18 protein-coding genes and 1 tRNA gene are annotated in these 19,131 nt (G+C 57.7%); 9 read left to right on the forward strand and 10 right to left on the reverse strand.

Annotated features, from left to right (window positions below):
• The first annotated feature begins 68 nt into the window (after window positions 1-68).
• The 7 genes from dusB to hflX all read left to right on the forward strand — a co-directional run bounded on the left by dusB (window position 69) and on the right by hflX (window position 9,261).
• Window positions 69-1,064 carry a tRNA dihydrouridine synthase DusB gene (dusB, locus tag CHN51_RS14980; RefSeq protein ID WP_100094738.1) on the forward strand — a complete coding sequence of 332 codons (996 nt, stop codon included), beginning with the start codon at window positions 69-71 and terminating at the stop codon, window positions 1,062-1,064.
• A complete protein-coding gene (locus tag CHN51_RS14985; RefSeq protein ID WP_100094739.1) occupies window positions 1,064-2,137 on the forward strand; it encodes an ATP-binding protein in 1,074 nt (357 codons plus the stop codon). Before dusB ends, CHN51_RS14985 begins: the two co-directional genes overlap by 1 nt.
• Before the next feature lie 14 nt (window positions 2,138-2,151).
• Entirely contained in the window at window positions 2,152-3,573 is a 1,422-nt protein-coding gene (gene ntrC, locus CHN51_RS14990) for a nitrogen regulation protein NR(I) (protein ID WP_100094740.1), read from the forward strand.
• A gap of 96 nt (window positions 3,574-3,669) precedes the next feature.
• A complete protein-coding gene (locus CHN51_RS14995; protein ID WP_240616753.1) occupies window positions 3,670-5,940 on the forward strand; it encodes an ATP-binding protein in 2,271 nt (756 codons plus the stop codon).
• Window positions 5,941-5,956: 16 nt separating this feature from the next.
• Complete coding sequence (locus CHN51_RS15000) at window positions 5,957-7,339, forward strand: sigma-54 dependent transcriptional regulator (RefSeq protein WP_100094741.1); 1,383 nt, start codon at window positions 5,957-5,959, stop codon at window positions 7,337-7,339.
• 132 nt (window positions 7,340-7,471) lie between these two features.
• Window positions 7,472-7,966, forward strand: coding sequence for an RNA chaperone Hfq (gene hfq / locus CHN51_RS15005; RefSeq protein ID WP_100094742.1), 495 nt, complete (start codon window positions 7,472-7,474; stop codon window positions 7,964-7,966).
• Window positions 7,963-9,261, forward strand: a complete 1,299-nt coding sequence (hflX, locus tag CHN51_RS15010; protein ID WP_100094743.1) for a GTPase HflX — start codon at window positions 7,963-7,965, stop codon at window positions 9,259-9,261. The genes hfq and hflX overlap by 4 nt, the downstream gene beginning before the upstream one ends.
• A gap of 4 nt (window positions 9,262-9,265) precedes the next feature.
• Here hflX and mazG read toward each other — a convergent pair whose 3' ends face one another.
• Genes mazG through CHN51_RS20225 form a run of 6 tightly spaced genes read right to left on the reverse strand, consistent with a single transcriptional unit; the run spans window position 9,266 to window position 14,272 of the window.
• Window positions 9,266-10,009: a nucleoside triphosphate pyrophosphohydrolase gene (gene mazG / locus CHN51_RS15015; protein WP_100094744.1), complete on the reverse strand. Its 744-nt coding sequence runs from the start codon at window positions 10,007-10,009 to the stop codon at window positions 9,266-9,268.
• Between the two features lie 53 nt (window positions 10,010-10,062).
• On the reverse strand, window positions 10,063-10,680 hold the full coding sequence (locus CHN51_RS15020; RefSeq protein WP_100094745.1) for a TIGR02281 family clan AA aspartic protease: 618 nt from the start codon (window positions 10,678-10,680) through the stop codon (window positions 10,063-10,065).
• Window positions 10,681-10,684: 4 nt separating this feature from the next.
• Complete coding sequence (locus CHN51_RS15025) at window positions 10,685-11,455, reverse strand: MBL fold metallo-hydrolase (RefSeq protein WP_100094746.1); 771 nt, start codon at window positions 11,453-11,455, stop codon at window positions 10,685-10,687.
• Window positions 11,456-11,457: 2 nt separating this feature from the next.
• The gene (locus tag CHN51_RS15030) at window positions 11,458-12,234 is read right to left on the reverse strand and encodes a TatD family hydrolase (protein WP_100094747.1); all 777 of its coding nucleotides are present in this window, start codon (window positions 12,232-12,234) and stop codon (window positions 11,458-11,460) included.
• 1 nt (window position 12,235) lies between these two features.
• Complete coding sequence (gene metG / locus CHN51_RS15035) at window positions 12,236-13,789, reverse strand: methionine--tRNA ligase (RefSeq protein WP_100094748.1); 1,554 nt, start codon at window positions 13,787-13,789, stop codon at window positions 12,236-12,238.
• A gap of 57 nt (window positions 13,790-13,846) precedes the next feature.
• A complete protein-coding gene (locus CHN51_RS20225; protein ID WP_240616754.1) occupies window positions 13,847-14,272 on the reverse strand; it encodes a hypothetical protein in 426 nt (141 codons plus the stop codon).
• A gap of 75 nt (window positions 14,273-14,347) precedes the next feature.
• On the opposite strand from CHN51_RS20225, the gene CHN51_RS20230 reads away from it, so the two are divergent.
• Window positions 14,348-14,848 (forward strand): hypothetical protein, encoded by a 501-nt coding sequence (locus CHN51_RS20230; RefSeq protein ID WP_240616755.1) that lies wholly within the window; start codon window positions 14,348-14,350, stop codon window positions 14,846-14,848.
• A gap of 2 nt (window positions 14,849-14,850) precedes the next feature.
• Here the strand turns inward: CHN51_RS20230 and tmk are convergent, their stop codons facing one another.
• From tmk to CHN51_RS15060, 4 genes are read right to left on the reverse strand one after another with little or no spacing between them, the layout of a single operon-like run.
• On the reverse strand, window positions 14,851-15,480 hold the full coding sequence (gene tmk / locus CHN51_RS15045) for a dTMP kinase (protein WP_100094750.1): 630 nt from the start codon (window positions 15,478-15,480) through the stop codon (window positions 14,851-14,853).
• Window positions 15,477-16,619, reverse strand: coding sequence for a D-alanyl-D-alanine carboxypeptidase family protein (locus CHN51_RS15050; RefSeq protein WP_100094751.1), 1,143 nt, complete (start codon window positions 16,617-16,619; stop codon window positions 15,477-15,479). Before CHN51_RS15050 ends, tmk begins: the two co-directional genes overlap by 4 nt.
• 39 nt (window positions 16,620-16,658) lie before the next feature.
• On the reverse strand, window positions 16,659-17,657 hold the full coding sequence (locus CHN51_RS15055; RefSeq protein WP_240616756.1) for a septal ring lytic transglycosylase RlpA family protein: 999 nt from the start codon (window positions 17,655-17,657) through the stop codon (window positions 16,659-16,661).
• A gap of 10 nt (window positions 17,658-17,667) precedes the next feature.
• A complete protein-coding gene (locus CHN51_RS15060) occupies window positions 17,668-18,642 on the reverse strand; it encodes a lytic murein transglycosylase (protein ID WP_240616959.1) in 975 nt (324 codons plus the stop codon).
• A 265-nt stretch (window positions 18,643-18,907) separates the two neighbouring features.
• On the opposite strand from CHN51_RS15060, the gene CHN51_RS15065 reads away from it, so the two are divergent.
• Window positions 18,908-18,997: transfer RNA gene (locus CHN51_RS15065), tRNA-Ser, on the forward strand.
• Window positions 18,998-19,131 lie beyond the last annotated feature (134 nt).

Raw genomic sequence — 19,131 nt, forward strand, 5'->3', positions numbered from 1 at the left:
GGGATGAAGCAATTCTTGCCTCAAAATTGATTTGGCGATAGAGGCTGCTTAAATTTTAGGCAGTAGATATGAAACTTGATCCCATCTTCATCGGCGACTTGAAAATCGAGAGCCCGGTCATTCTGGCGCCAATGACCGGTGTCACCGATTTGCCGTTCCGCAAGCTGGTCCGGCGATTTGGTTCCGGGCTCAATGTCACGGAAATGATCGCCAGCCAGGCGATGATCCGGGAAACGCGCCAGTCGTTGCAGAAATGCGCCTGGGACGCGACCGAGGAACCGGTGTCGATGCAGCTCGCCGGATGCGATCCCGCGGTCATGGCTGACGCAGCCAGGCTTAACGCGGATCGCGGCGCGCAGATCATCGATATCAATATGGGGTGCCCGGTGAAGAAGGTTGTCAACGGCGATGCCGGATCGGCCCTGATGCGGGACCTTCCGCTTGCTGCGTCTCTGATCAAGGCGACGGTTGAGGCGGTCGACGTACCGGTGACCGTCAAGATGCGGATGGGCTGGGACCATCAAAGCCTCAATGCGCCGGAACTGGCGCATATAGCCGAGGACCTGGGAGCCAAGATGATCGTCGTGCACGGGCGGACCCGCTGCCAGATGTACCGCGACAGCGCCGACTGGGAATTTGTCAGCAAGGTCAAGCAGGCGGTTTCCCTGCCGGTGATCGTCAATGGTGACATCTGCTCTCTCGAAGACGGGGAGAAAGCGCTCGAACTGAGCGGCGCGGATGGTGTGATGATCGGTCGTGGCGCTTATGGAAAGCCGTGGCTGCTTGGCCAGTTCATGCACTGGTTCAAGACGGGGGAACGGCTGCCCGATCCCGACATCGCGACGCAATATGCCATTCTCGACGAACATTATCGCGATATGCTGAAGCTCTACGGCGACGATGTCGGCGTCAAGGTGGCACGCAAACATATCGGCTGGTACACCAAGGGCCTGACCGGCTCGGCAGAATTCCGCAACCGCGCGAACAGCGAAGGCGACCCCTATATCGTGCTCGAAATGCTGGAAGAATTTTATTCGCCCTGGCTGAACAAAGCGGCTGCTTGATGGACGGCACGCCTCCGGCTGAACAAATTCTGGCCGGGCTCAGTCACGCTTTGCTGGTTGTCGACTCCGACCATATGGTCATCAGGGTCAATCCCGCGGGGGAAGCCCTGTTCGGCACCAGCGCCAAGCATCTGGTCGGACGGAGGATCGGACAGGTCCTGCACTTCTCCGACCCCAGACTGGACGGGGCGCTGACCGAACGGGACATCAGCCTGACCGCGCGCGGGGTGATGATTTCCGGCGACGATCGCAAGCTGGGCATCGTCGATTTCGACATTCATCCGCTGGCCTCGGATTCCGAATGGCGTCTGATTTCCCTGTCGCCGATGCCGCAAGATGGACCGATTCTGGAAAACGAGAATAATGACCCGTCCGATCTTGCCATCCGCGCGCCGGACATTCTCAGCCACGAGATCAAGAACCCGCTGGCGGCGATCAAGGGCGCGGCGCAATTGCTCGACCGGCAACTGAACGAAAGCCAGAAACCGCTGACCCAGATGATCACAGCGGAAGTGGAACGAGTGGTCAATCTGCTCAACCGGATGCAGACCCTGTCCTCCAATCAGCCAGCCCAGACCAAGGCGGTCAATATCCACACGCTGATCGATCGGGCGCGGCGATCGATCGAGGCGGCAACCGGCCAGGCAGTGAAGATCCACGACAAGTTCGATCCCTCGTTGCCGGATGCCTTGATCGACCCGGACGCGATGATGCAGGTGCTGACCAATGTGCTGGCCAATGCTGTCGACGCGACCAAACATCTGCCAGACCCGCAGATCCGCATCATTACCCGTTACAGTTTCGGCGCTTCGCTGTCAGCGCAGGGGCAAACGGCGGCGGTCCGCCTGCCGATCCAGATCATGGTCTGCGACAATGGGCCGGGCGTTCCCGCCGAACTGGAGCGGGAGATTTTCTCGCCCTTCGTCTCGACCAAGAAGGAAGGGCAGGGGCTGGGTCTCGCGCTGGTGAAAAAGCTGATGCGGGATATGAACGGGCGCATTCGCTACGACCGCGGAAATCAGGACGAGATGAGCCGCTTCACCCTGTTTCTTCCCGTTGCTCCGAAAAACTGACGTCAGGACAAATCATGGCCAAAGAAAAAATCATATTGGTGGAAGACGATCTGTCGGTCAGCCATGTCATCATCACCGCCCTGCGCGCCGAGGGCTATGAAGTGGAGAATTGCAAGTCGATCGCCGAGCGCGACGCGCTGATGTCGAGCAGCCATTACGATCTGCTGCTCACCGACGTCGGGCTGGGCGAGGGGGAGGGCGACGGCATATCCTCGCTCGACAGCGTCAAGGCGACCCATCCGGACATCCCGATCATCATCATTTCGGCCCAGAACACGCTCAACACCGCGGTCCGCGCGTCGGAGACCGGGGCCTTTGAATATCTGCCCAAGCCGTTCGATCTCGACGAGCTGGTAGAAGTCGTCGGCCAGGCGCTGAAACCGAAGAATATCCAGCCGATCGAACCGTCGATGGACGAGGAAAGCCTGCCGCTGGTCGGCCGCAGCCCGGCGATGCAGGAGGTCTACCGGATGATCGCCCGGCTGCTGAAAAACGATCTGTCGGTGCTGGTGCTGGGCGAATCGGGTACCGGCAAGGAACTGGTCGCCGAAGCGATCCACAGCCTCGGCCACCGCAAATCCGGTCCGTTCATCGCGGTCAACATGGCGGCGATTCCATCGGAACTGATCGAGGCGGAGCTGTTTGGCCACGAAAAGGGCGCCTTCACCGGTGCGGTTGCCAATGCCTCGGGCAAGTTCGAACAGGCACAAGGCGGCACGCTGTTCCTCGACGAGATCGGCGACATGCCGATGCATGCCCAGACCCGTCTGCTGCGCGCGCTGCAATCGGGCGAGATCAACCGTGTCGGTGGCAAGGGGCTGGTCAAGCTCGACGTCCGCATCATCGCCGCGACCAACCACGATTTTCTCGAGCTGATCGAGGAAGGGAAATTCCGCGAGGATCTCTACTACCGGATCAATGTGGTGCCGATCGAACTGCCACCGCTCCGCGAGCGGGCCAGCGATATTCCCGCCCTGACCAAGCATTTCCTCAAACTCGCGGTCACCGAAGGCCTGCCGCACAAGCAGATCTCGCAGGAGGGCATGAACCTGCTCTGCCACCATTATTGGCGCGGTAATGTCCGGGAGCTGAAAAATGTCATCTACCGGCTGGTCGTGACCGGCCGGGAGGACACGCTGTCCGAGGACGCCATCCGGCAGATACTCGCCGCCGAACGCAGCGAGGACCGGGTGGAATCGGCGAATATGGAATTCGAGGCCCATATCAAGTCGATTGTGCTCGACCTGATGGCCGCGCCGGAAAGGGAAAATCTCTACGCCCAGGCCCTGGAGAAGTTCGAGAAGCCGCTGCTGACCGAGATGATGCACCACGCCCACGGCAACCAGATCAAGGCCGCAAAAATCCTCGGGATCAACCGCAACACGCTGCGCAAGAAGCTCAATGAATATCAGATCGACCCGTCCGAGTCGAAATGACGGGCCGCGATGAAGTGACGGATTGCTTCGCCCAACCGTGATATTTTTACAATATTAGTGCTTTTTCTGCAACGAAACTGTTGTATTGAAAGCACAATGACAGTGTCCACCCCCCTGACGGAACAGCGTGTCCCCAACTGGCTGCGGCGTCTTTCCCTGATGGCCGAAAAAGAGGCGGTCATGCGGCGGGTGGAATGGATCGTGGCGCTGCTGTTCGGCGCGATCATGCTGGCCACCTATTTCTTGCTGCGCACACAATCCGACCAGACCGACTTCATCTCGCCGCCGCTGACCGCGGCGCTGCTGGTTGCAAACCTGATCCCGGCGATGACCTTGCTGGTCCTGTTCGGGCGCCGGATCGCCAAGGGCAGGGCAGCGCAGTCCTCGATCGGCAGCAAGGGGCGCCTGCACGTCCGGCTGGTCGCCCTGTTCTCGCTGGTGGCAAGCATCCCGATGGTACTGGTGGTGATCTTTGCGTCGCTATTGTTCCAATATGGCGTGGAATTCTGGTTTTCCGACCGCGCCCGCGGCATGCTGGAAAATGCCAATGATCTGGCGCGCGGCTATTATGAGCAAAACCAGCGCGAGGTCGGTGAAGAAACGATCACCATGGCCAATGATTTGCGCAACTATTTGCAACAGGCCAATCTGGAAAGCCCGGAATTTGCCGAGGGCTATGTCTTTCAGGTGCTGTCGCGCAAGCTCAATGAATCGGCGATCATCGAATATGGGACAGATGGCGTTGCGCGCACGGCAGCGGCGGTGGATCCCGATGACGGCGATCAGCAACCGAAGATCACCGATGCCGTGCTGAAACAGTTGCAGGAGGGACAGAGCTATGTCGTGACGGCACGGCCGGACAAGATTGAGGCGGTTACCGCGCTCGACCTGAAATCGCGTATATTTCTCTACGCCGCGCGGGACTCCGACATGCTGGCGCTCAGCCAGTGGGAGAGGGCGCAATCGGTCCTCGCCGATTATGAGGACCTGTTTTCACGCTCACGCAGCCTGCAGCTGCAGTTCAACATCGCCCTCTTCGTGATTTCGCTGCTGATCGTCGGGCTGGTGTTGTGGATCGCACTGGCGGTCGCCGACCGGATGGTCAAACCGGTCAGCGATCTGGTTCACGCGGCCAAGCGGGTTACCGAAGGCGATCTGGCCACGCGGGTTCCCACGACCTTTGAAAATGACGAGATCGGCACGCTGGGACGGGCGTTCAACCGGATGACCGAGCGGCTGGAAACCCAGACGACCGCGCTGATCACGGCGAACGAGCAACTGGGCAGCCGCCGCGCCTTCATCGAAGCGGTTCTGGAATCGGTCACCGCCGGCATCATCAGCCTGGACGAAAAAGGCGAAATCCGGCTGGTCAATTCGCAAGCCCAGTCGCTGCTGTCCAAACCGATCGACGATCTGCTCGATGCCGATATCGGCAAGGCAGCCCCGCAATTTGCCGAACTGGTCAGGGACGGCGTTGAAAACAGCATCATCGAATTTGCTTCCGATTCGGACATGCGGACTTTGGCGGTCAAGATCGTCGGCGGGCCCACCGGACATGTCATCACCTTCGAGGATATCACCCAGCAACTGCTCGACCAGCGGCGCGCGGCCTGGTCCGATGTCGCCCGGCGGATCGCGCACGAAATCAAGAATCCGCTGACCCCGATCCAGCTGGCTGCCGAAAGGCTGCAGCGCAGATTCGGCTCGCGGATGACCGAAGATGTCACCGTGTTTGAAAATCTCACCAATACGATCATCCGGCAGGTCGGCGACCTGCGAAATATCGTCGACGAATTTTCCTCTTTCGCGCGGATGCCCAAGCCGGTTTTCCGCAAGGAAAATCTCGATGATGTCCTGAAACAGGCGCTGTTCATGCAGGATGTCGCATGGCCGGCCATCACATTCAATTTCATCTCTGATGAGCAGCCGGTGTCGCTGGTTTGCGACCGCCGACAACTGGGGCAGGCCTTCACCAATATCATCAAAAATGCTGCAGAAGCAATTGAGCAGAAAGCCGAATCCAGCGCCGATTTCCAGGTTTCCGATGGTGAAATAGCACTGGCGATCCGCAACGAGAACCAGCTCGTCGTTATCGAGCTGACCGACAACGGCGTCGGTCTGCCGATCGAGCGCGACCGGATTGTCGAGCCCTATATGACGACCCGGGCCAGCGGCACCGGACTGGGTCTCGCGATCGTCAAGAAGATCATCGAGGAACATTTCGGCGAAATGAAATTCAGCGACGCACCCGATGGCGGCACGCGCGTAACGATCCGGCTTAGCCCGTCGCAACTGGCGCGATTGTCGCACGGGACGGCAGAAATCCCGGACCGAGATGGGCCGGCATCTGAAGATAGTGAACAATGAGCAATAGAGGTCCAACATGGCGTTAGATATTCTGGTTGTCGACGACGAACCCGATATCCGTGATCTTATATCCGGTGTTCTGGAAGACGAGGGCTATACCACCCGGGTGGCCGCCGACAGCGACGCGGCGCTGGCCGCAGTCAACGAGCGCCGCCCTTCGCTGGTGCTGCTCGACGTCTGGCTGAGAGGATCGCGTCTGGACGGTCTGGAACTGCTGACCGAGATGAAGCAGCTCGACGCCAAAATGCCGATTATCGTGATTTCCGGCCATGGCAATATCGATACGGCGGTCGCCGCCATATCGCAGGGCGCGGTCGATTTTATCGAAAAGCCCTTCGAAGCCGAACATCTGCTGCATCTGGTCTCGAGAGCGACGGAAACCGAGCGGCTGCGCCGGGAAAACGAGATTCTAAAGGCGCGAGTCGGCTTTGCTGACGAGCTCACCGGTAATTCTGCTGCCGTGAACAATGTGCGTGCTACGTTGAAACGCGTCGCCGGCACCGGCAGCCGCCTGCTGATTTCCGGTCCGGCAGGAGTCGGCAAGGAAGTCGCCGCGCGGTTGATGCACAACTGGAGTTCACGCTCCAATGCCGCCTTTGTCACCATCAGCGCCGCCCGGTTGTCGCCGGAGAGCGTGGAGGAGGAACTGTTCGGCACGGAACGCAACGGCAAGATCGAAAAAACCGGCCTGATGGAAGAAGCCCATGGCGGAACCCTGTTCATCGACGAAGTCGCCGATATGCCGCTTGATACCCAGGGCAAGATATTGCGCGTTTTGACCGAACAGAGCTTCAACCGGCTTGGCGGTTCGCAAAAGGTGAATGTCGATGTCAGGGTCGTTTCGGCAACCTCGCGCGATCTGGAAGTCGAGATTCGCGAGAAGCGATTCCGCGAGGATCTGTTCTACCGGCTCAACGTGGTGCCGGTCGTCCTGCCGCCGCTCAACCAGCGGCGCGAGGACATACCGGTTCTGGTCGACCATTATGCCGCCCGTTTTGCCGCCGAACAGCGTCTGCAACCGCCGGAGATTTCCGATGAAGCCATGGCGGCACTGCAGGCGTGCGACTGGCCAGGCAACGTCCGGCAGCTGCGCAATGTGGTAGAGCGGACGATCATTCTGGCGCCCAAGGACAATTTCGCCAGAATCGAGGTCGAAATGTTGCCACCGGAAGTTCTCGGCAATGATGACGATCTCGACCAGGGCGTCGCGTCACTGATGGGTTCGCCTTTGCGGGAAGCGCGGGAAAGTTTCGAACGGGAATATCTGAAAGTGCAGATCCGGCGTTTTTCGGGAAATATCTCCAAGACCGCCAATTTCATCGGCATGGAGCGGTCGGCGCTGCACAGGAAGCTGAAAATATTGGGCCTGGCATCGCGCAAGAAAAGCGACGCCGAGTGAGATTGCGGGTTTGGCGGTTGTCGTGACCGGTCGAATACCATATATGATAGAAAAGGCTCCTCAAGAAGAGCGGATAATGTCAGAGAAATAATAATATGCCATCGCAAAGCTGGCCAATAATTGGAGTCAAATATGACCGATAAATCAAACAATTTGCAGGATTTGTTCCTGAATTCCCTCCGAAAATCCAAAACTTCTGTCACCATGTTTCTGGTCAAGGGCGTCAAACTGCAGGGTATCGTTACCTGGTTCGACAATTTTTCCGTTCTTTTGCGCCGCGACGGGCAATCCCAGCTGGTGTACAAGCACGCCATTTCGACGATCATGCCGTCCGAAGCGCTCGACACGCAGCCCTTTTCCGACCTGATGGATAATGCACGGTCGCGGCCCGGGGTTTTGCAGGAAGTCTTTCTGACCGCCGTTCGGGACAGCAATGATCCGGTCACGATGTTCCTGGTCAATGGTGTGATGCTGCAGGGCGAAGTCGCTGCGCATGACCTGTTCTGCATCCTGCTTGAGAGGGAAGGGCTGTCGCAACTGGTTTACAAACATGCAATATCCACCGTGCAGCCGGGCGGTCCGCTGAATCTGGCGGATTATAACAATGCCGACGATGGTGCGCATTGATACCATTTGAGAAGGAAAGTCTCGACAGCAAGAGCCGCCGGGCGCTCGTCGTACATCCCGACATGGTGTCGCTTAGCCAGTCCGCGCTCGAGCATCGCCTTGAAGAAGCCGTCGGCCTCGCTCTGGCGATCGGACTGGTCGCGACCGCGTCCCATTATTTTTCGGTGCGCAATCCCAAGCCCGCGACCCTGTTCGGATCGGGGCAGGTGGACCAGATCAAAAAAATGATGAAGGAGCAGGACGCTTCGATCCTGATCGTCGACGGCAGCCTCAGCGCGATCCAGCAGCGCAACCTCGAAGAGAAGCTGGAGGTCAAGGTTATCGACCGGACCGGCCTCATTCTCGAGATTTTTGGTGCAAGGGCCGCGACAGCGGAGGGCCGTCTGCAGGTCGAACTTGCCCATCTCGACTATCAGGCGGGCCGTCTGGTCCGCAGCTGGACCCACCTGGAACGGCAACGCGGCGGTTTCGGTTTTCTCGGCGGTCCGGGCGAAACCCAGATCGAATCCGATCGCCGGATGATCCGCGACCGCATGGCCAAGTTGCGCAAGGATCTCGCGCATTTGCGCAAGACCCGCGCCTTGCACCGCGAACGGCGGCAGCGCGCGCCCTGGCCGGTCATCGCGCTGGTCGGCTATACCAATGCCGGCAAGTCGACCCTGTTCAACCGCCTGTCCGGCGCGGAAGTCTTTGCCGAAGACCTGCTATTTGCCACGCTGGACCCGACGATGCGGGAATTTCCGCTGCCCGGCTATGACAAGGCCATATTGTCGGATACGGTGGGTTTTGTGTCCGATCTGCCAACCCAGCTGGTCGCTGCCTTCCGGGCGACGCTAGAAGAAGTGACCGCCGCCGATATCGTCGTCCATGTGCGCGATATTTCCCATGAGGCAAGCGATGCGCAGGCGAGGGATGTGCGGCAGATTCTCGCTGATCTCGGGGTGTCGGAGGAAGCTGGCGAGGGGCCGCCTGTCATTGAGGCATGGAACAAGATCGACAAGATCGCGCCCGACGATCCGCAATATGACCGCATTTCGTCACCATTGCCCGAAAATGTCTGCACGATTTCCGCCGAAACCGGCGCCGGGGTTGACGATCTGGTGAACCTGATCTCCAGGACACTGTCTGAAGGGTATAAGTCGGAAAAAATTACCATTGCCGCAGCCGACGGCAAGAAAATGGCGTGGTTGCATGAAAATGGCCGGGTAATGAGCAGTGAACAGGATGGAAATTCACTGGTCGTCACCGTGGAAATGTCACCGCGTAACTGGGGCCGCTATCACGCTCTGGAATAGCCAGTCATGTCTCGCTGGCGCTGGCCTTGGCCTTCTGCCATTCGACCTCCAGTTCATCGATCGACATATCTTGCAGGCTTCCCGCAACATTTAATTCTATCTGATTGAATCTCTTTGTAAATTTATCCGTAGCGTCGACCAGGGCCCGCTCTGCGTCGACTTTGTAGTGACGGGCCAGATTGACCGCGGAAAAGAGCAGATCGCCGATCTCCTCGTGAACCTCCGCATCGCTGGTGGCGGCCGCGACTTCCTCCAGTTCCTCGAGCAACTTGTCCCTGACCGGCGCCTTGTCGGGCCAGTCAAAGCCGACCCGGGCCGCCCGCTTCTGGATTTTCTGCGCGCGCAACAGGGCGGGCAGGGCAAGCGCGACACCGTCCAGCGCGCTCGACTGCCCGCTCTGCGCCCGTTCCTCGGCCTTGATCTCTTCCCAGCCCGGGCTGCCATCGGCCGCGCCGAAAATATGCGGATGACGCCGGGTCATCTTCTCGCAGATTGACGCCACCACATCGCCAAAGTCAAATAAACCGGAATCGGCAGCAATCTGGCTGTGAAACACGACCTGGAGAAGGAGATCGCCCAGTTCGTCCTTGAGTGCCAACATATCTTCACGATTTATCGCGTCGGCCACTTCATAGGCTTCCTCGATCGTATAAGGCGCGATGGTCCGGAAGGTCTGCACCTTGTCCCAGTCGCACCCATTGTCCGGATCGCGCAAACGCCGCATGATTTCTAGCAGGGGATCGATCAAAAGCGCTTCCGTTCTAACCCGTCATTAAGGTTGATAATATATATTATGTTAAATTATTGACCGTCCGGCAGGGCTGGTTCCAAGACCATTTCACCCCCCGCTACGCGCCAACTTCCCAACTTTGACAGGAAATTCATCCCGATCACATTCGCATCACCAAATTCCTCTGCCACTACCACCGGCAGATCATGTGCGACCAGCGGCCCGACCTGCAACGACTGGATCGTCCCGCGCTCGGCCTCGACCGACCCATTGGCGGTGCTCAATATGACCGGAAACGGACTGCTGCTGACATCGACGCCGGCGGCTTCCGCGGTTCGCAAATTCATCGCCGTTGTCGTCGCTCCGCTGTCGATCAAGAACCGTACCGGCTCCGCGTTAACCTTTGCATCGACCCAGAAATGCCCGTCGGCAGACTGCCGGATGCGCAATGTTTCGCCGACCACGAGCTGTTCATGCGATCCTGTCAATTCGCCGGAAACCCGGCTCCACACCGCCAATATCTCCTGCTTGTAGGAGAAACCTATGATGAACAGCGCGAAAATCGCCACCCAGGCCAATGCCGTCCGCACGATTTCGCCCAAGCCAATCCGTCTGGAAAACAAGGCGCTTGCCACCAGCACCAGAGCGCCAATGGCGAATATTAGATTGATATTCTGATCTTCGGTCAAGGTTTCAGATTTCTTTCACATAACCATCATAGGCGGGCCGGACATGATCGGGTAATATGGAGACAAGATGGTGATAATCCATCGACTTGTCCATATGCGTTAACAGGCTCAACTCGGGCCGGACATCATCGATCAGGTCCAGTGTCATGTCGAGATGAGCATGAGTCGGATGCGGCTCGTCCCGCAGCGCGTCGACGACCAGCAGATCACATCCCCGGTAAAGCGCTCTCATATCCTCGGTTACCTCGCCGAAATCGGTCGCGTAGACAATCGACTTGCCTTGATATTCGAAGCGCAGCCCGGCCGATGTTATGCCCCCATGCGGCTGATCAACAAGGCGGACCGATATATCGCCGATCTCGAGGTCTCCATCCATTGTCATGGCCTCGCAAATCGACGGGTAATATTTGTGGCCTTCAAAAGCATAGGCAAAGCGATTTTGCAGGCTCGCAAGCGCGAACGGTCGGGCATAAGCGGGAATCGGCTGACGCCTCTGCTGGAAAACGGCCCTGAGATCGTCAATGCCATGGCAATGGTCAGCATGATCATGCGTCCAGATTACGGCGTCAATCCGGTCGATATCGTTATCGAGAAACTGATTGCGCAGATCCGGCGATGTATCAACCAGAATTCGGGTTGCGGGACTTTCCACCAGGATCGAGACACGGCTTCTGCGGTTCTTCGGTTCATTCGGGTCGCAATCACCCCAGTCATTGCCGATACGGGGCACACCCGCCGAAGTCCCGCATCCCAATATCGTCAGTTTCAAGGCCACATTCAGGGCCGCGCCTTGGTGAAGAGCCTGTAGAAATTCCGACCGGTTGTTTCGCACAGATCGTCATAATCCTCGCCGCGCAGTTCGGCCAGATAGCGCGCTGTGTCTGCGACAAAAGCGGGTTCGCCCGTCTTCCCGCGGTGCGGCACCGGAGCCAGAAACGGTGCGTCAGTTTCGACCAGCAGCCTGTCTGCCGGCAAACTTGCCGCCGTTTCCTTAAGATCCTTGGCATTTTTGAAAGTCACGATGCCGGAGATCGAGATGTAAAGACCCAGAGCCAATGCCTTTTGGGCGAAATCCTCGCTTGCGGTGAAACAATGGATTACGCCGGTATAGGCGCCCTGCTCCATTTCTTCGGCCATGATTGCCGCCGTATCCTCTTCCGCGTCGCGGGTGTGGACGATGATCGGCAACCCGGTTTCGCGCGCTGCATGAATATGCGTGCGAAAGCTTTGTTTCTGCCGATCCCGGTCGCTGTGGTCATAATAATAATCGAGCCCTGTCTCCCCTATCGCGATAACCCGCGGATGGGCGGCTTCTTCCACCAGTTTTGCGAGATCGATATCGGGATGGGCATCGGCCTCGTGCGGATGAATTCCGATACTGGCCCAGACGTCCTTTTCTCGCTCAGCCGTTGCGACAATGTCTCGCCATTCGCGTTCACGCGTCGAAATATTGAGCATCGCCGTCACACCACTCTGCCGTGCGCGGTCGAGCGCGGCGCCCTGCTCCTCGACCAGACCTTTGTAATTCAGATGGCAGTGGCTATCGACAAGCATCTCAGCCCCCTGCCTCGTCACTCGACAATTCCAGACGGGGAAATATCCCTTCCGGCTTTGGCAATGCAAGCCCCTGCTCTATCGGCCGGCCAAGATGTTCAAAATCGCGGCTGTCCGCCGATTGGGCCAGCAAATCTAGCATCCGGTCGCAGCTTTCCGGCATCGCCCAGCGTAGCATGATGGCGAGTTGCCGAATGGCTTCTGCCGTATGATAGAGTACGCTGTCGGCGCGCGCCGGATCCGTTTTGCGCAAAGCCCACGGAGCTTGGTCGGCAAAATAGCTGTTGGTGGCGCTAAGCCGCTCGCGAATGATATCAAGCGCCTGATCGATCTTGAACAGACCACAGGTCATCGCTGACCTCACATCCGCAAAACAGCTCTCCAGCTGGCTGAGCAATTCCTGCTCCGCCGCGGTTGGCTCGCCACGAGGCGGTATTTTCCCGTCACAATTTTTGGCAATCATTGATAGGCTTCGCTGCGCCAGGTTACCGAAATTATTGGCAAGATCGGCATTGGTCTTGGTCACGATTACATCTGCGGAATAGGTCCCGTCCTTGCCGAATACGACGTCGGAGAGCAGAAAATAGCGGAGTTGATCGACTCCGAATCGTTCCGCCAATTCCATGGGATCAACGACATTGCCCACCGACTTCGACATTTTTTCGCCGCGGTTGAGCAGAAAGCCGTGGCCGAAAATCTGTTTGGGCAAGGGCAGACCGGCGCTCATCAGGAAAGCCGGCCAGTAGACCGCATGAAAGCGGACAATGTCCTTGCCGATAAGATGAAGATCTGCGGGCCAATATTTCGCGAACATACCTTCGGTATCGGGATAGCCCACACCGGTCATATAGGTGGTTAGAGCATCAACCCACACATACATGACATGACCCGGTGATCCAGGCACCGGAACCCCCCAGTCAAAGCTGGTTCGAGACACGCTTAGATCGCGCAATCCGCCTTCGACAAAGCGCATGACCTCGTTCCGGCGGCTTTCCGGCTGAATGAATTCAGGATGTTCTGCGTAAAGCTTGAGCAATTTGTCCTGATAACTGGACAATTTGAAGAACCAGGTTTCTTCCGCGGTCCATTGAACGGGTGTCCCCTGGGGAGAGAGTTTCTCACCCCCCTCACCTGTCTCGAGCTCGTCTTCCGCATAAAAAGCTTCGTCACGCACCGAGTACCAGCCTTCATAACGATCAAGATACAGATCCCCATTGGCTTCCATCGCCTTCCACAATGCTTTGCTCGCCTCGTGGTGCGCGGGCTCGCTGGTTCTCCGGAACCCGTCATGATTGATATTGAGCTTTGCGCACATCTCTATGAAGTAAGACGACATTTCATCAGCGAGCTTGATGGTTTCGACACCGGCATCCCGCGCCGTCTGGACCATTTTCAGACCGTGCTCGTCGGTACCTGTTATCAACCGGACATCGCGTCCGCTCAGCCGGTGAAAACGTGCAATGGCATCGGCAGCTATCGCTTCATAGGCATGACCGATATGCGGTCGCCCGTTGGGATAGCTTATGGCGGTGGTAATATAGAAAGGTTCTGACATAGGCGTCTCTCTTGATGCATTGGCGGCGCTTGTAAACAGCCAAAATATCAAATCTTCTTAACTGTCTCCGGCAAGATCCCCCATCAGGCTGCCCAGTCGGAAGATGACCGCCTGATTATCCAATGCTTTGGGAAGGGCAGTCGAGGCTAATTCGCTTGCTTCTCGCCATTTTTCAATGGATTGTACAGAAAAAGCCCGTTCGGGAGCCTTGATCTGCTCTGCGATGAGGCTGGGGGCCCGGTCCAGAAATGCGCGGTATCGCGGCGTTGCTGCCTTTAGCGAAAGCTTGCGAGCGAGCTCGCTTTTAAGACTGTTGTCCCTGTCACCCGATTTGATAATCTGCCGGGCGATTCCCTCCAGTTCGGCAAGCCCCACCTCGGCATATTGCAGGGCGCGACCTGGCGACCCTTCCCCGGCAAGAACAAGTGTCTCCAGATCCGCCTCATCCAGATCTGACACGGCGGCCTTCAACACCTTGCGCATGTCATCGGCGCCCAGCGGATCAAATCGCAACATCTGGCAACGGGAACGGATCGTCGGCAAAAGCCTGTCGGGCATATGGCTTATCAGAAAGAAAATCGTGTTTTTCGGTGGCTCTTCAAGATTTTTCAAGATTGCGTTGGCGCCGGCGCGTTCCAGATCGTCGGCAGCATCAATCACTACTATCCGATATTCCGAGATCGAAGCCTGATTCTGGAACAAGGGTTGAAGGGACCGGATCTGGTCAACCTTGATATTGCGAGCCAGTTCATGCTCTTCGAGCGAATCCAGACCATTGTCCCGTGCCTTCTTCTCTTCCTTGTCACCCTTCGGGCCGCGCCGGAGCAGGCGAAAATCGGGATGGGAGCCTGCGGCGAGAAGATGGCCGGCCTCATCATCCTGATCATCCGAGAAAACGGCCTGCGGATTACGCGAGTTGAGGAGAAAATGCGCAGCTTGCTGGGCAAAGGCGGCCTTGCCCAATCCCTTGTCACCCGCAAGAATCCACGCGTGGTGGAGCATGTCCTTGGCCAGGGCCTGATGGAATATCTGCCGGGGCCTCTCATGACCGAGATATGACGTCATGCCATCATGCCGTCGAGATTGATCATCAGAGCCTCGGTTATCGCCTCAACGGATTGCGAAGCATCGACGAGCGCAATGCGCTCGGGCTCGTCGGCTGCGAACTTTCGAAAATTGGCCATGACCGCCCGGTGATAGCGGCTGTCCCTGCCTCCGATACGGTCGCTGTCGCCGCGATCCCGCGCGTCGGCTCTTTTTGAGGCAACGGCTTCGGGCAAGTCGAGCACAAACGTCCGGTCCGGCATCAGATTTTCACTGCCTATCCGGTGCAAGTCCATGATTTCAGCGTCGCTGATCTCTCCGCAAACACTCTGATAGGCCCTGCTGCTGTCAATGAACCGGTCGCAAATGACCCAGTCCCCCCGCGCTAGAGCCGGCCGGATCAATTTGGTGCAATGTTCGGCGCGCGCAGCGGCGAACAACAGCGCTTCCGTGCGAATATTCCATTTTTCTTCTGCCCCGGTCAGCAATAGCTCGCGGATGGTCTCCGCGCCCGGAGTGCCGCCGGGTTCCCGGGTGAGCAGAGCCTTAAAGCCATTTTTCTCAAGAGCTTCAGCGAGCGCCCTCGCCTGGGTCGACTTGCCGGTCCCCTCACCGCCTTCCAGCGTGATGAAGCGGCCCTGGGTCACGCCAATCCGAGCAGGGATTTCAGTCCGGCCCAGACACGATCAAGGAAACCGGCCTCGCCCACGTCTTCGCCTGCGACCAGATCAACCGACTGCTGTCCGGCATCTGCCGTGCTTACGATCAGTTTCGCGATCGGCTGACCCTTGGTGATGGGGGCTTTGATCGGACCGTTATAGGTCACTTTCATCGATATGTTACCGTCAGAAGCCTTTGGAATTGTTGCAAATAAATCCCTGGCGGCCACGAGTGAAACAGTAGAACTGTCCCCCAGTTGCACTTCTGCATTCTGCACTCTCGTGCCCTTGTCAAAAAGCTTTCTCGGCTCCCAGGCGTTGAAGCCCCAGTTCATGAATTTGACCGATTCCTCGATCCGACCGCCATAACTGTCCAGCCCGGCAAGTACCGACACAAGACGCCGGCCCTTTTGTTCAGCCGAGCCGGTGAAACCATAGCCGGCTTCTTCGGTATGACCGGTTTTCAAGCCGTCCGATCCTGCGACCTTGCCCATCAACGGGTTGCGGTTGGACTGTTTGATACCATTCCAGGCGAATTCATCCTGGCCGTAGAAATCATCATATAGTTTCGGAAAATTATTGACTGTCGCCGAACCGAGCTTGGCGAGATCCCGTGCCGTAACCATGGTCCTGCCTTCATCCGGCCAACCGTTGCTATTGCCGAACCGGCTGTTCGACATGCCGAGTTCCTTTGCCCGCTTGTTCATCAGCCCGACAAAGGCCTCTTCGGTGCCGGCGATTCCTTCCGCAAGCACAACGCAGGCGTCATTGCCTGACAGCGTCACGATGCCGTGCAGCAAATCGCTGACGCTGACCTGATCACCGACACCAAGGAACATCGTAGAACCCTGGTTGTTCCATTTCTTCCAGGTTGCTTCATTGACGCGAAATTTGTCATCCAGCTTGAGCTTGCCCTTGTTGATCAGGTCAAAGGCGACGTAGACTGTCATCATTTTCGCCATTGATGCCGGCGGAATCTGCTTGTCGGCATTTTTCTCGAACAGAACCGCGCCTGATGACAGATCTGTCATATAGGCAATAGGCGCTTCGGTTTCGAAACCGGGCGCGGCGGCGACAACCGACGACAAGGCGATGAAAGGCAGTGACACCAGAAGATATTTTTTCATTTAGGACAGGATTCCCGATCAAAATTTAACGGCAAAAAGCTATTTGTCCGTGCGCAAGATTCGAGCTCCGCTATAGCCGCGCTGCTGCGCCTGTGCCAGCCCTGCTTGCGCATCCTTTTCACTGGCATAAGGACCGTAGCGAACACGCCAAATCGTTCGCGTGCCATCCGGAAACACTTGTGCCCCGATTTTCTTGGCCAGCGTGTCTGCTCGCGATTTGTTGCTGAATGCCGCAACCTGCACGGCATAGGATCCGGCCAGGCCTCCGACATAATTGTCTCCCACACTATTTTCCGCTGCGACCGGACGTCCGGCATTCTCGACGATGAAGCGGCCATCACGCGTTCCACTTGTCGCCGGGGGTGAAGCAACGGGGCGATTGGGTGGACCTGAAGCCGGAGACGAAGATGCTGGTGCAGCAGCCTGCCTGATCGGCGCGGCCGGACGAGGCAGCTTGGCGAGATTTTTCCGCAATATCGACAACAGGGAGTCCGGCGTGGCGATCCGCTCGGTTGCCGGAGCCCCCATACGCAGCACGGCCCGCTCCTGTTCGTTCGGATTGACCTTGCGAACGCGCACCCCTGACACTCCATCACGATCGATACCCAGCTGCTTGGCGGCACCGTGCGAGAGGTCAATCAGGCGATCATTGGCAAAAGGTCCGCGGTCGTTGACCCGTACCAGGATCGTGCGACCGGTATCGAGCGCCGTCACCTCGACATAAGACGGCAGGGGCAGCGTCTTATGCGCTGCAGAAATGCCCTGCGGATTGAAAATTTCACCATTGGCCGTCTGGTTGCCGGACAGCTCTTCGCCATACCAGCTGGCATAGCCGACTTCGTCATAGCTCTGCACATCCTCGGGCGTGTAGGTTTTTCCGCCAACTTTGTAGGGATCACCGATTTTCTGGGGATAGTCGGACACTGCCGCCGAGCCAGCGACCTGTCCTGCACCGCGAGGCGGGGGCGAGCCATCGGGAAACTGGCCAAAATCGCGCGATCCGCTACATCCGGCCAATGCCAGTGTAGCCGTCGACAATATTCCAAACCTAACTGCGTATTTCATCCGCTAATAACCCCACTGCTAGCCCGTAAAAATTCGAACAATTATAATCCAGTATGACGCGATAATTGCCCGTCAGCAAATAGGCTGTATTGCCTGCTCCATCGGGTTCGAGCAACGTCGCCATCACATTCTCGTCGAGGCTCTTCCCTGTTGCCGGAGCAACGCCAAGCGCGCGCCATTCCGCCATAGTCTTCCACTGGCTATGGCGGCCAAATACACGAGGACAACGGGTCGGCACGATCTTGCTCGCCACTGCGTCGCGGTTGAGCGACGACGGGACATTGACGGCGATGCCCCACGGCTCTCCGCGGCGCCAGCCGGAATTGACAAAATAATTGGCAATCGATGCCACAGCATCATTTTCATTGTTCCAGATATCCGCATATCCGTCGCCGCTGCCATCCTTCGCCAGTCGCAGATAAACCGAAGGCAGGAACTGCGGCATGCCCATGGCCCCTGCCCAGCTTCCCTTGAGCGCCGATTGCGGAACACCTTTGTCAATCAACTGCAGCACGGCGAGCAATTCGGGCTCGAACAGCGAGCGCCGGCGGCCTTCATAGGCCAGCGTTGCCAGCGAACGAGGAATATCGAAATCGCCCATGTAGGAGCCATAATTGGTTTCCTTGCCATATATCGCCATGATGATCGGACCCGGCACGCCGGTATCGCGTTCGACGTCGACCAGCTTGGCAATCAGGCGACGATAGGCCGCCTTGCCGCTGGCGATCCGCTGGCTTGTGATATGCCGCCGCTGATAGGGTGCGAAAGGCGGGATTGCGCTATTTGGGCTGCCACCCGGTTGTGACTGATCCAGCTCAACGACTCTTGGATTGTAAGTAAGACCGGGCAAAACCTGATCCAGTGTTTGCGCTCGCACGCCTTCCTGCAGAGCTTTTTGGCGTACCTCCAGCAGATAGGATTCAAATCCGGAACTGCTCTGGGCTTTGGCGTCTTGCATAGCTGCTGCGGTGCTGATGCCAAAAAGAGCAATAGCGCCGCAAGCGATGGCGGTCATGATACGCATGATTACTTCCCTTTCGTCACGCCGTTGTCGCACAAAGCGAGTCTGAGGGGAATCCCTAAATAACCCGAAGAAACAACCACTCGCCCCGAAAGGCGGAAATCAGCGAAATCCCTCTGCTCGGTTTCAGGCGTTCACAAATGTTTTGCGCTTTCAAAACGATGGCGCTAGGACGCGTGCGACCCCGCCCTAAGGGCCATGCGGACAGGTGGCAGAGTGGTCGAATGCAGCGGTCTTGAAAACCGCCGAGGGTGCAAGCTCTCCGTGGGTTCGAATCCCACCCTGTCCGCCACAACCCGATCCCGCCCAATACGATACCAGTCATTTTCAGACGGAATTACGCCGCCGATGACGTCCTGCGACGTCGGGTTTCCGGGGAGTGCTAACTCCGGATAAAAACGATCACCCGCCCGACTAACCAGGGCG

Origin of the sequence: Sphingorhabdus sp. YGSMI21 (assembly GCF_002776575.1) — a bacterium.
Taxonomy (GTDB): Bacteria; Pseudomonadota; Alphaproteobacteria; order Sphingomonadales; family Sphingomonadaceae; genus Parasphingorhabdus.

What these genes read in the sequence shown, in the direction of transcription:
- dusB (WP_100094738.1), top strand. Translation starts at nt 69, where the DNA reads ATGAAACTTGATCCCATCTTCATCGGCGACTTGAAAATCGAGAGCCCG.
- CHN51_RS14985 (WP_100094739.1), top strand. Translation starts at nt 1,064, where the DNA reads ATGGACGGCACGCCTCCGGCTGAACAAATTCTGGCCGGGCTCAGTCAC.
- ntrC (WP_100094740.1), top strand. Translation starts at nt 2,152, where the DNA reads ATGGCCAAAGAAAAAATCATATTGGTGGAAGACGATCTGTCGGTCAGC.
- CHN51_RS14995 (WP_240616753.1), top strand. Translation starts at nt 3,670, where the DNA reads ATGACAGTGTCCACCCCCCTGACGGAACAGCGTGTCCCCAACTGGCTG.
- CHN51_RS15000 (WP_100094741.1), top strand. Translation starts at nt 5,957, where the DNA reads ATGGCGTTAGATATTCTGGTTGTCGACGACGAACCCGATATCCGTGAT.
- hfq (WP_100094742.1), top strand. Translation starts at nt 7,472, where the DNA reads ATGACCGATAAATCAAACAATTTGCAGGATTTGTTCCTGAATTCCCTC.
- CHN51_RS15030 (WP_100094747.1), bottom strand. Translation starts at nt 12,234, where the DNA reads ATGCTTGTCGATAGCCACTGCCATCTGAATTACAAAGGTCTGGTCGAG.
- metG (WP_100094748.1), bottom strand. Translation starts at nt 13,789, where the DNA reads ATGTCAGAACCTTTCTATATTACCACCGCCATAAGCTATCCCAACGGG.
- CHN51_RS20225 (WP_240616754.1), bottom strand. Translation starts at nt 14,272, where the DNA reads ATGCGCAAGGTGTTGAAGGCCGCCGTGTCAGATCTGGATGAGGCGGAT.
- CHN51_RS20230 (WP_240616755.1), top strand. Translation starts at nt 14,348, where the DNA reads ATGGCTTATCAGAAAGAAAATCGTGTTTTTCGGTGGCTCTTCAAGATT.
- CHN51_RS15050 (WP_100094751.1), bottom strand. Translation starts at nt 16,619, where the DNA reads ATGAAAAAATATCTTCTGGTGTCACTGCCTTTCATCGCCTTGTCGTCG.
- CHN51_RS15060 (WP_240616959.1), bottom strand. Translation starts at nt 18,642, where the DNA reads ATGCAAGACGCCAAAGCCCAGAGCAGTTCCGGATTTGAATCCTATCTG.